This is a genomic window from Arenimonas oryziterrae DSM 21050 = YC6267, from assembly GCF_000420545.1.
In the GTDB taxonomy this organism is placed as follows: Bacteria; Pseudomonadota; Gammaproteobacteria; order Xanthomonadales; family Xanthomonadaceae; genus Arenimonas; species Arenimonas oryziterrae.
The window spans coordinates 1-1,316 of sequence record NZ_ATVD01000022.1; the positions used below are offsets into that span (position 1 = coordinate 1).

The window sequence follows — 1,316 nt, forward strand, 5'->3', positions numbered from 1 at the left end:
AACGCCGGCGGCGCGACGAGCTACACGATTGTTGTCACGAACAATGGTCCGTCCGATGTCACGGCCGCCACGGTGGTTGATACCGCCCCGGCCGGTCTGACGATTGGCGCTTGGACGTGCGCGGTCACGACGGCGGGCACGGGCTCGGTCACCACCGCGTGCGGTGCGGCGTCCGGTTCGGGCAACATCAATACGACGGCAACGCTGCGTAGCGGCGGCGTGATCACCTACACCGTCGCGGCCACGGTCGCGGGTACGGCCACGGGCACGATTGCCAACACCGTGACCGTCGCGGTTCCGGCGGGCACCACCGATCCGACGCCTGGGAACAACAGCGCGACGGACACGAACACCGTCACGCCGGTCGCCAACCTCGCCATCACCAAGACCGATGGCGCGGCCTCGATCAATGCCGGCGGTAGCACCAGCTACACGATTGTTATTACGAACAACGGCCCCTCCGACGTCACCGCGGCAACGATCGTGGATACGGCACCCGCCGGTCTGACCATTGGCGCGTGGACCTGTTCGGTCACCACGGCGGGTGTCGGTTCGGTCACGACGGCCTGCGGCGCGGCCTCGGGCAGTGGCAATATCAATACGACCGCAACCCTGCGCAATGGCGGCGTGGTCACGTACACCGTCGCGGCCACGGTCGCGGGTACGGCGTCGGGCACGATTGCGAATACTGCGACGGTGACGGCTCCGGCCGGCACCACGGATCCGACGCCGGCCAACAATTCGGCGACCGATACCGACACCATCACGCCGGTCGCGAACCTTGCGATCACCAAGACTGACGGCGCGGCCTCGGTCAACGCGGGCGGCGCGACGAGCTACACGATCGTCGTCACCAACAACGGTCCGTCCGATGTGACGGCTGCGACCGTCGTTGATACGGCCCCGGCCGGTCTGACGATCGGCGCGTGGACCTGCGCGGTCACCACGGCGGGTACCGGTTCCGTCACCACCGCGTGTGGTGCGGCGTCCGGTTCGGGCAACATCAACACGACCGCGACGCTGCGTAGCGGCGGCGTGATCACCTACACCGTTGCTGCTACGATTGCCGGTACGGCGACGGGCACGATCGCGAATACGGTGACCGTGGCGGTTCCGGCGGGCACGACGGATCCGACGCCGGGCAACAACTCGGCGACCGACACCAACAACGTCACGCCTGTTGCGGACCTCTCGGTCACGAAGACGGACGGCGCAGCCTCCGTCAACGCCGGCGGCGCGACGAGCTACACGATTGTTGTCACGAACAATGGTCCGTCCGATGTCACGGCCGCCACGGTGGTTGATACCGCCCCGGC

Annotated in this window: 1 protein-coding gene; it reads left to right on the forward strand. The window is 67.6% G+C overall.

Going from position 1 to position 1,316, the window contains the following annotated elements:
- Window positions 1–1,316 (forward strand): beta strand repeat-containing protein (locus tag G467_RS0114800; protein WP_022970509.1); only part of this gene is annotated, 1,316 nt, incomplete at both ends.